General features: G+C 68.3%; 10 protein-coding genes. 5 read left to right on the forward strand and 5 right to left on the reverse strand.

Annotated features, from left to right (window positions below):
• Positions 1–29 precede the first annotated feature (29 nt).
• Complete coding sequence (locus tag DY245_RS09280; protein WP_244942937.1) at positions 30–425, reverse strand: transposase; 396 nt, start codon at positions 423–425, stop codon at positions 30–32.
• An 836-nt stretch (positions 426–1,261) separates the two neighbouring features.
• Here DY245_RS09280 and DY245_RS09285 point away from each other — a divergent pair.
• The gene (locus tag DY245_RS09285) at positions 1,262–1,612 is read left to right on the forward strand and encodes an LppU/SCO3897 family protein (RefSeq protein ID WP_128505463.1); all 351 of its coding nucleotides are present in this window, start codon (positions 1,262–1,264) and stop codon (positions 1,610–1,612) included.
• 505 nt (positions 1,613–2,117) lie between these two features.
• Here the strand turns inward: DY245_RS09285 and DY245_RS09290 are convergent.
• Entirely contained in the window at positions 2,118–3,197 is a 1,080-nt protein-coding gene (locus DY245_RS09290; protein WP_128505465.1) for an alpha/beta fold hydrolase, read from the reverse strand.
• Between the two features lie 105 nt (positions 3,198–3,302).
• On the opposite strand from DY245_RS09290, the gene DY245_RS09295 reads away from it, so the two are divergent.
• The gene (locus DY245_RS09295; protein WP_128505467.1) at positions 3,303–4,037 is read left to right on the forward strand and encodes a TetR/AcrR family transcriptional regulator; all 735 of its coding nucleotides are present in this window, start codon (positions 3,303–3,305) and stop codon (positions 4,035–4,037) included.
• Between the two features lie 1,381 nt (positions 4,038–5,418).
• Positions 5,419–5,607, forward strand: a complete 189-nt coding sequence (locus DY245_RS46050; RefSeq protein ID WP_244942938.1) for a hypothetical protein — start codon at positions 5,419–5,421, stop codon at positions 5,605–5,607.
• 752 nt (positions 5,608–6,359) lie between these two features.
• Here DY245_RS46050 and DY245_RS09310 read toward each other — a convergent pair.
• Together DY245_RS09310 and DY245_RS09315 are read right to left on the reverse strand one after the other, a co-directional pair.
• Positions 6,360–6,674 carry a hypothetical protein gene (locus DY245_RS09310; protein ID WP_128505470.1) on the reverse strand — a complete coding sequence of 105 codons (315 nt, stop codon included), beginning with the start codon at positions 6,672–6,674 and terminating at the stop codon, positions 6,360–6,362.
• Between the two features lie 597 nt (positions 6,675–7,271).
• A complete protein-coding gene (locus DY245_RS09315) occupies positions 7,272–7,751 on the reverse strand; it encodes a hypothetical protein (protein ID WP_181923594.1) in 480 nt (159 codons plus the stop codon).
• A gap of 90 nt (positions 7,752–7,841) precedes the next feature.
• Between DY245_RS09315 and DY245_RS09320 the strand changes: the two genes are divergently transcribed.
• Positions 7,842–8,210, forward strand: coding sequence for a MerR family transcriptional regulator (locus DY245_RS09320; RefSeq protein ID WP_128505472.1), 369 nt, complete (start codon positions 7,842–7,844; stop codon positions 8,208–8,210).
• Between the two features lie 527 nt (positions 8,211–8,737).
• Here the strand turns inward: DY245_RS09320 and DY245_RS09325 are convergent.
• Positions 8,738–9,175, reverse strand: a complete 438-nt coding sequence (locus tag DY245_RS09325; protein WP_128505475.1) for a hypothetical protein — start codon at positions 9,173–9,175, stop codon at positions 8,738–8,740.
• A 191-nt stretch (positions 9,176–9,366) separates the two neighbouring features.
• Here DY245_RS09325 and DY245_RS47500 point away from each other — a divergent pair, with 191 nt between their 5' ends.
• Positions 9,367–9,489: a hypothetical protein gene (locus DY245_RS47500; protein ID WP_280524957.1), complete on the forward strand. Its 123-nt coding sequence runs from the start codon at positions 9,367–9,369 to the stop codon at positions 9,487–9,489.
• Positions 9,490–9,725: the final 236 nt, after the last annotated feature.

Here is a 9,725-nt window from a genome sequence, read left to right on the forward strand (position 1 = left end):
CGGGGAATCACCCCGCTGACCGGCTGTGATCACCACCGACAGCGGCTTCTGCCCCTGCTCGACCGCCAAGTGGATCTTCGTGGCCAGCCCGCCCCGGGACCGACCGAGCCCGTGGTCGGCCGGCTCGACGGAGACCCCGCCGGGCGGTTCCTTCCGGAGATCCCCCTTTTCGCCGCCCCGGCGGCGTGCTGGTGGGCCCGGCAGACCGTGGAGTCGACGTTCACGTCCCAGGTGATCAGGCCCATCTCGTCCGCCTCGGACTGGAGCTGGGTGACGATCCGTACCCAGGTGCCGTCCCGCTGCCAGCGCCGGAACAGGCCATGGGCCCGGTCCCACAGCCCGTAACGCTCCGGCACCTCGCGCCACGGGGCACCCGTCCGGGTCCGCCACCGTATGCCGTCTATCAACTGCCGCCGCGTCCACACCGGCGGACGACCCGGCTTGATGCCCTACGGCAGCAAAGGCCCAAGCCGGGCCCACTGGCCGTTCGTCAGATCCCCATGCCCCACAGAACGTGATCATTCACAACCAAGATCCACTTTCGCAACAGTCCTAGCGGCAAGACGTCAACGGCCTTCCAGCGGGGCGTAACCGCCCTCGCGCAATACATCGACCGCGAAGGCCACTGTCGCGTCCCCAGGCTTCACGCTGTCAGCGCTCCAGCGCGGAAAGGCCAGTCAGGCCGGAGTGCCGAAACCTTCGGCACTGCCAACCTGCCGCGCGAGAAGGCGGACGTCACCTCGTTCGCGATCCGCCGGTTCATCGACCCCGAGCGGCTCACCGCGCTCATCGCGAACCCTCACAGCTCGCCGCTCCCCCGACACCCCGCCGACGCTCGCCCCCTGTGGGAGGTACGAGAAATCTGACGCTGGGGATACGGCTTCCTGTCACCACACCATTGATGTCGCAGGCAGTCCGCCGCTTGGTGATCCGGCTGTGCGTCTTCTCCTTGTTGTCTGATGGCGGGGGTGTGGGCGCTGTGCGGTGGGTTTGGGGGGCCTCATAGGGTGGTGATCGAACTCGAGCCGGCGTCAGACAGCCGCGTCGCAACAGGGGGATCTGTATGTCCGCGTATTCACCGCCGCCTCATGGCCCCACGCCCCATGGCCCCACGCCCTATGGCCAGCCTGGTCCGGCGCCGTATGGGGCGCCTGCCGGCCAGGGTGGCCCTGCCGCCTACGGCCCGCCTGCTGGTGGTCCGCTCCCCTACGGCCAGCCGCCGGCCTACGGCCCGTCGCCGGTACAGCAGCCGGGTCGGCCGATGTTCACGCCGACGGGGCCTGTGCGGCGTCCGTGGCTGCGGCCGCTGATCGCTCTTGGCGCTGTGTTCGTTGTCGGGGCCGGGTTTTGGGTGCTGACTGTCGTCACCGACGACGGCAAGCCTTCGGCGAAAGTCGCGCGCGATGCCGTTGTGGGGGATTGCCTGGAGAACCGCGGTACGCACGCGGACCCGGTTCTTTTCACCATCGGTTGTAGCGATGCCAAAGCCGACTACAAGGTCATGATCAATGCGACTCGTCGAGGTGCGTGCCCGCCGGAATTCGACGAGTACACCGAGCGCGGCGGCCGCCTTGGACAGACCACGCTGTGTTTGACCCCGGTGCGTCACTGAAGGCTGGAGCTCCCTGAGGTGAGCTGCGGCGTGCCGTTGTCAGGGATGTGCGGGGCCGGCGGCGTGCCTTCTGGGAAGGGTGGCGTCTATTCGGCGTTGGCCGTTCACGCGTGAGCAGTTGGCCGTGCGGGTCCGTTGCCGGGTCGGCTTGGGGCGTCGCATGCCCAGTGCCCGGTGTGGTGGTGAAGAGCGCGCCGATCGACGTGCTGACGGCCGCCGGCCTTTCAGCTGGAGCGTGCCGGTCAGTGCATCAGGTCGCCGATCGCTTGAGTGGTGGTGGTGTTGTCCTGGGCTGGGTGGGTCGGCTGTGTGGCAGTGCTCCAGGGCGGTGTTCGGGCGGGTTGTGGAGCACGATGCGGCGGCTGTCGTGCTCGGCGAGGGCCGCGGGTGCCTTCTGGTCCGTCACCGGGTCGTCGTCGGCTGCTTCTGCTGCGTGTGCGTCGGCTGCGTCTGTTGCGTGACCTGGGCGGTGGCGGGGCGGGAGGGGCTGGGAAGCGGTGGCTTTTCAGTTGGTGGCCGGTTTGCCGGTGACCGCCGGGTGGACCTTGGTGAGCATCAGGGTGAGGAACTGGTCGGGGTGGCGGAAGGACGCGAAGTGGCTGGCGCCTCGGATGAGTGCGAAGCGCTTGACCGGGGCGGTCACGTCGTCGAAGAGTCGCTTGGCCGGCTGGGGCGGTGTGAGGACGTCTGCGTCGCCCTGGAAGATGAAGAAGGGGATGTCGAACGTGGTGCCCTCGGCCCATTCGTCGATGGCCACGGCTTCGAGCGCGAGCGGCTCGGAAAAGGTCATGGCCTTCAGGTAGCTGCGCAGGCCGCGCAGGGTGTGCAGGGGCGAGAACCACAGGGAGCGGATCACCACGGTTTTCATGGTGTCGTAGGACAGTGGGTCGGTGGTGAGGACGAGCTTGTTGTATTTCGACAGCTGCTCCACGTTCCACGTTGACTTGTCGGCGCTCATGGCGGTGACGGCGGCCAGGGCCTTCTTCTTGCCTGTCTTTTGGAGTCGGGCCACCAGTGAGCGGTAGGCGGAGTGTTCGCGTCCGCCGTCGATGATGTTCTGGTCGGTGCCGACGTAGGCGGAGTACAGGTCGGGGTGGTTTCGGGCCAGGCGCAGGCCGAGGACGGTGCCGAAGGAGTTGGCGACCAGCAGCACCTTTGCGACGCTGAGCCGGGTGCGGACGTGTTCGGTGACTTCTACCGCGTCGTGGTAGAGCCGGTCGAGGCTCATCTCGCCCTGTCCGGTGGGGCCGGTGGCGGCGAAGGTGTTGGCGGCTCCGCGCATGTCCCAGCGCACGATGGTGAAGTGCCGCTCCCAGGCCCGAGTGCGGGAGAGGAAGATGAGGTTGGAGGCGCCGGGGCCTCCCAGGATCTCCAGGATCACCGGGTTGCGGCGGTCCTCGCCGCGGACCGAGACCCATTGGTCGATGCCGCCGATGCGGACGAAGCCGGATTCGTCGATGCCGTTCGGGGTGGTGATGCGCAGGTATTTGGCGTTCGCGGTGCGCTTGAGGTGGCGGTGGCCCAGCAGGCCGGCGATGGGCGTGGCCAGGGCGGTGGCGGACAGGGTGATGATGGTGCCGAGCATAGGTGTTCCCCCTAAACTGTTTATGTCGTCAGCAGTTGTGTTTAAGGTATATACAGTTGGAGGTGGCGTCAACCGACCCGCCAACTCCACCAAGACGGAGGCCGCATGGCGACGGAGAAGGCTCGTAACCTGCGCGCAGGCATCGCCCTGTTGTGGGGCGAGCAGGACCAGCCGACCCGCGGCCCCAAGCCGAGCCTGACCCCCCACCGCATCGCCGAGAGAGCTGTGGCCATCGCCGACGCCGAGGGCCTGGACGCCGTCTCCATGAGCAAGGTCGCCGCCGAATTCGGCCTCTCAGCGATGGCCCTGTACCGCTACGTGCCCGGCAAGACCGAACTGGTCGAGCTGATGGTCGAGTCCACCCTCGCCCCGATCCCCGACCTGTCAGCGGCAGGAAGCGGCTGGCGCCCACAGATCACCGAATGGGCCCACCAGTCCGCCAAGACCCACCAGGCCCACCCCTGGCTGCTGGCAGCCACCGCGATGCGCCGCCAACTCATGGGCCCCAACCAGCTCGGCTGGCTCGACGCGGCACTGGCCGCACTGGAGCCAACCGGCCTGACAGCAGTCCAGCAGCACCGAATCTTCATTCTCGTCGCCGGCCTCGTACGCACCCTCGTCCAGCAACAAATCGACTTCGACGAGGAGCACAACAGGCAGTGGAACCACCTCACCGGCGAACTGATCAACCGCCACGCCGACCGCTTCCCCGCCCTGACCCGCGCCATCACCGCAGGCGCCTTCGCCCCCGACGCCGTCGACCCCCTGGAATTCGGCCTCGACCGCATCCTCGACAGCATCCAGACCCTCATCGACAGCAACCAGACACCCTCACCTTGAGCAGACACCATCACCGTGAGCAGCGCCCGGCGCCGAAGCCTGGAACCGGCACGGCGCGCGCCGCCCCGCTCACGCCGGAAACCACTGCGGCAGCCCGTACACCTCGGTGATGCCACCGGCGCCAGGGGCCACTGACCCGCCGCTGCCTACGCGGATCGGGACCTGGCGCGCCTACCAGGTGCGCGGGCCCATCCACTTTGCCCGGATGGTGATCGGGTCGCTCGCGCCTCGCGACCAGTGCAGCGTCCCGCTCGCTCCCAACCGATCCAGCCGATCCAGCAGCAGGCGGTGCGACTGGCACCCGTGCCAGTCGCACCGCGACCAGTGTGAAGCGACGATGTGCCGTCTCCATCCGGCACCGAAGACCGGCGGCAGCAGCCGCCATGCACAGCCCGACGTGGCCCCAACATGTGGCCTGAGGACCGGCGGGCACCTCGAAGCCGGCTCAGCTCATCAAGGAGCCGCTCGAACAGGTCCAGCGCCCGGACTCTTCGTTGCACCCGAGTCCGGCCAGCACCGCGGGGACTCGCTCTCGATCCCGGCAAGCAGCGTGTCCAGGCCGGCCTGGACGAGGCTGTCGGATCCGATACACCCACCGAACGCGCTCTCGTGCACGAGTCGGCGCGCTCCTTGAGGGCTGCCTCTTCATCAGTCGACTGAGGATCCCTGCCGGCAAGCTGATCCTGCAGCATCAGTCACCTGAGGATCCCTGCCAGCAGGCTGATCCCGCAGCCTCCTACGGCCGCCCCACGCTGCCCGGCCAGGGCGATGGGGCTCGCCGGACTGCCGCGGGCCCGCTGTCTCCAGCCGGCCAAGCAAGCCACCAACTCGAGTGTCGTCAGCACACCGTGATCAAGACGACCGCCCGCGCGTTCGCCGCCGCGGCCCTCGCCCTGCTGCCCCTCACCACCACCCCCGCGCACGCCGCCCAGACACTCTCAGCCGCCACGACGCCATCGAAGCCCTCCCACAGGCCTCCGAGTCCCACGACGACTACGAACGCACCACGTTCAAGCACTGGGTCGACGAGGACAAGGACGGCTGCAGCACTCGCAACGAGGTCCTCCTGGCGAAGCCGTCACCCCGCATCACCCCGCGTCGGCCCTGGGTGCAAGCTGAGCGGCCGACCCTGGCTGTCCTACTGCGACGATCAGACCGTCGACGGCCCCTCCGGCCTCGATAGCGACCACATGGTCCCGCTCGCCGAAGCCTGGGATCGGGCGCTTCGCAGCCGACCGGCGCCCGTCGCCGTCGCCGTCGCCCGGCGCCCGTCGCCCGTCGCCCGTCGCCAAGCCGACGCAAACGACCTCGGCGTCGAACGCTCCCTGCTCGCCGTCACAAGACCAACCGGCGTAAAACGGACCAGGGTCCGGCCGAGTGGATGCCACCGGCCATCGACGTCCGCTGCATCTACCTCTCCGACTGCGGCGGCACCAAACGGCGTTGGTCCCTGACCGCCGACCGCCGACCGCCGACCGCCGACCGCCGCGAACGCGAACGCGAACGCGACACCCTTCGCCAACTTGCCGCCAGCTGCACGGACACCGACGTCGAGTACGAGCAGGTGTAGCCGACACGGACGCCGGCACCCTCAGACACACGGCGGCCTCTTGAATGCGGCGCTGGCCCGCCGCAGGCGAAGGCCTTTGCGCACCATGGGTGGCGGGTGGGAGTGAAGTGACCAAGTCCCACCCACCGGGTTAGGGACGGTCAGTGACCGTGGCTCCAGTGGCCGTGTCGTCCCCGGCTTTCGGAGTCGACGAAGCGGCGATGAGCGGCGGTGGTCGTTGCACAGGGAGGCGGTGTCGCCGTCGTTGTCCCAGGCGTAGGCGCGGCGGTCCTGGTAGAGGTCCCAGCGGTTGTTGCGGCCGATGCCGGTGTGGACGCGAACCCGGCTGTGGCCGGGCAGATGTGTCGGACAGGGGCCGGCCCTTGATGGTCACCGGCCAGCGGCCGGTGTTCTTCACGGTGACCCACTCGGCCTTCAGGCTCCGGTGGGAGCGGTCGTCGCGTCCGGGGCTGTCGTACTGGATCGGGCCGAGGACCACCGTGGAGCGGACCTGGTGGTGCGGGGCCAAAGCGTGGCGGCCGAGGTGGCCGGCTGCGGCGGCAGGCAGAGAGCGGTGGCTGCCAGTGCCACGGGGCCAAGGACGGCAGCGGCGATACGCCAGGCGTGACGGAACCGAAAACGTGCTCCAAGCCAACCCTCCTACCGGATCGGTCGCCTCGGAACAGTCTCTGACCGGACAGGATCTGAGCTGGTTTCAACAGTTGTAGTGGGCCGGGTCGTCTTCGATGGCCCGGCCCACTGCGGCATCGGCGTCACCACGGTAGGCGTTGATCCAGGATTTTCCAGTCGCCGCCCAACTCATGGCGCAGCGTTTCCAGTGCGGCGTCCGCCTGCCGGCTGAACAGCTCCTGTTGTTCATAGGGCCACGGAGACGGACCCGGTGGGTTCTTCCAGTCGATGGAGGACTGAAACCACTTGCACAGCCTCGCCAGTTCGGTCCGGGTGGCCGAGCTGATCGGCAAGCGGTCCAGATCGCAGGGGTAGCCGTAGGGGCTGTCGATGTCGTGTGGCCACAGCGGGGTGTGCGGGACGCCGGGTTCGAAGAAGAACCGCAAGGAGTTGGACATGCAGCACCTTCTCACAGCACCTGCTGACGCTCTGCTCGGCGTCATCCAATGCCACATCGCCCACGGCAGACGCACACGGTGGGAAGGGGCTGGAGAGCGCGTCCCGGCCCATGTCAATGGACAGCGTGGGGAAAGGCCGCAGGTCAACGGAGGTTTGCCCTTGTGACGCTCATGGCCGTCGTCCCGCTCCAGGCTCCCGCTGAGCTTGCGTGCGTCAGCTTCTGCGAGCGTGTGTGGCTGTTCGACGCCACTGCGCGCGGCTGTCACCGATTTTCTCAAGGGCCGAGGACGGGACGTCGTCTCCGATCTCGGCTGCGGCGTTCACTGCTGCAGCCGCGACCAGCGCGTGTGCGTGGGATTCCTCTGGGGCACGAGCGCTGGCGCGGAGGCAGAGACGGAGATGGGGCGGAGATGAGGCGGAGGCGGAGATAGGCGAGGCTGCCGCCGGATCCGACGCCGACCGGCATCGCCGGCCGAAGCCTGCCCTGCACCGCGCCAGTGATTGGGCACGTCCTGCGCTGCGGTGCCCGCGCACCCGTCGACCGCTTCGGCACCGGCGTACGCCCCGCTGCCGGCGCACCTGACCCACCCCGGGCCTCACCGACTTACTGCGCTGAGCGGGTGTCCATCGGCCGGGTCGGCGAGGCCGTCCACCGGGTTGGTGCGCCGGTTGCGCCACCACAGCACAAGCTGGACGACACCGAACGCCACCTCGACGACGAAGAACAGCCACAGCAGCCGCGTGGCGCCGTGAGCCACCGCGTACGCCTGCCACGTCGCGAACAGCGTGCGCGCGATGCCGTCGAACAGTGCGTGCACCGGCAGCGGCTTGACGATGCGCAGGAGGGCCCAGACAACCACGACCGAACCCAACAGATTCGCGTACAGGGTCTGCACCGGGTCACGGTCGGGCAGGACGCCCAGCCCGAGCGCGCCACCCAACGATGACAGCGCGCCGTGCAGCAGGGCGTATGTCCACGGCGTCGCGAATCCCGCCGTGACGACGAGGTCGTACCAGGCACTTGCGCGTACGACGCGAAGCCAGGCGGGGCGGGAAGGGGCGAAAAGACGGATCACGATGAGCTCCTGCTGGTCTCACGGCAGCGACGGCTCACGCTAAACAGTGGAGTACGCTCCAAGGTCAAGCCCATCATCCGACGGAGGGTCATGCTGATCGGGGAACTGGCCGCGCAAGCAGGCATGACCAAGGACACCCTTCGGTTCTACGAGAAGGTCGGCCTCGTCACCGGCCGACGGCTGCCCAACGGCTATCGCGACTTCCCGCCCGAGACAGTGGCCTGGCTGCACTACGTCCGTACCGCGCAGACGCTCGGATTCTCCCTGGCGGAGATCGCACGGCACGGCGAGGAACTGCGCGACGCGCCGGACACCGCGCAAGCACTGTCTGCACTGTTCGAGGACAAGATCCAGGTCATCGACGCGCGCATGGCCGAACTCGCCGCCCTGCGGGCCGAACTCGATGCACGTGTCGGCACCGGATGCCCGTTGCGGGCGGCCGCCGGCCAAGGCGGCTGAGCACGAGGTGAGACCGGCAGAGTCGCGTGTTCGAGTGTCGCGGATTGCCCGAAGCAGCGGAACGTACGGCAACAACGTAGCGTGACCCTGCCGGGCAGTGTCGGAACACACCGACGTGCCGGTCCGTCGGCGGCCACCCGGCGATGGCGAGGTTGTGCGGGCGGGCGGGTTCGGCGCATGGCGTGGTGCACGCCGTCGCCGCGAAGCCGGCAGCACACGCGGAGCAGCCCGATCACCCGAGCCGCAGGCAACGCACGTACGTCGGGCGGCGGTTCGTGAAGAACCACCGGCCCAACCACGCCGGAAACCTGTGGCCTTCGCCACCTCACCCACTCACCCGGCGCCGAAGCCCACTGTCGGCGCCGACGCGAGAGGCGAAGACCGGCACGCCCAGGCCCTGCCCTGAGTACCTGTTCAACCACATGCCCGGCCAGCTCCACCACTGCCTGCCACGCCAATGCCACATCGATGCCACGTCGATGAAGAGACGGGGTCTGCTCACCTGCCGCCGCCGGCTGAGCCGCGCTTCAAAAGCCGATGTCCCACGCTTCGTAGCCCTCCAGTCCAACGGCCAGTAGGGGCGGCACCAGCGTGTGGAGGTACCACCCCACGTCGGTGAAGGCAGGTGAGCCGGGCAGGCTCCGCCGGTTGATGGTCGGACTGAAACTGCAGGCTGTGCAACGCGGGACGAAGAGGAGCTGACCGCCGGTGTCCGCTCGCACGTGGTGGACGCAGACGGCGACGTGGTAGTCCGCGTTCTCAGGCGCGTCCAGGAGCGTCAGGACCTCTTGCGCGCGGTCGCTGGTGGTGGACTGCCAGTCGAACATGTCGTTGTCGTTCACCACGTACGAGATGCCCAAAGGCTCCTTGAGGGACCACCCTGCGGCCGCCAGGGCATCGACGGTCGCCCGGACCGTGACCTCGCGTGTGAATGTGAAGTCGATGTCTGCGCTCCTGGACGGCACACAGGCTCCCGGGTGAGGCGATCGGTGACACCGCATCGTCCCCGATGACGCGGAGAGCAGTCGGTCGAGGTGACGGCTTAAGGGCACGAGGTGTCTTCCTGAGCACCCGGAAGCGGGCGTGGTCTCTGCGTGAAGTCGCCGGCTGCGTGGAGGCGGGCGGTGGCTATGGAGGGAGGCCCGGCGGTGACCACGTGGGAGTTCGTCAGGCACCGCACCGCACCGCACCGCACGCACTGCACTGCACCGTTGCCGACGGCGACTGCGGCGCCCTCTGGCGCGCGGCGGACGGCTGCCTGTTCAAGCGGCACCGGTAGCAAGAGGTGTACGTCGAGGCCGAGCTGCAGCAGCGCCTCGCCCGCTGTGGCCATCCGGTGTCCGAACAGGTCGACCGCGGCTGTGAAGACGACGGCGCCCGCTGCTTCACCGAACGCAGCGCAGGGTGTTTTCGTTGCGCGAGAGGGCCGTTGTGGCTTTGTTCACGAGAACCGACAGCACCTGTACACGAGTTTGGGAGGCGTCGGCGGTGCCTCGTGTTCGATGTTCATGAGAA

The sequence above is a fragment of the Streptomyces inhibens genome (genome assembly GCF_003389455.1).
Classification (GTDB): Bacteria; Actinomycetota; Actinomycetes; order Streptomycetales; family Streptomycetaceae; genus Streptomyces; species Streptomyces inhibens.

What these genes read in the sequence shown, in the direction of transcription:
- DY245_RS09310 (WP_128505470.1), bottom strand. Translation starts at nt 6,674, where the DNA reads ATGTCCAACTCCTTGCGGTTCTTCTTCGAACCCGGCGTCCCGCACACC.
- DY245_RS09320 (WP_128505472.1), top strand. Translation starts at nt 7,842, where the DNA reads ATGCTGATCGGGGAACTGGCCGCGCAAGCAGGCATGACCAAGGACACC.
- DY245_RS09285 (WP_128505463.1), top strand. Translation starts at nt 1,262, where the DNA reads ATGTTCACGCCGACGGGGCCTGTGCGGCGTCCGTGGCTGCGGCCGCTG.
- DY245_RS09290 (WP_128505465.1), bottom strand. Translation starts at nt 3,197, where the DNA reads ATGCTCGGCACCATCATCACCCTGTCCGCCACCGCCCTGGCCACGCCC.
- DY245_RS09295 (WP_128505467.1), top strand. Translation starts at nt 3,303, where the DNA reads ATGGCGACGGAGAAGGCTCGTAACCTGCGCGCAGGCATCGCCCTGTTG.
- DY245_RS46050 (WP_244942938.1), top strand. Translation starts at nt 5,419, where the DNA reads ATGCCACCGGCCATCGACGTCCGCTGCATCTACCTCTCCGACTGCGGC.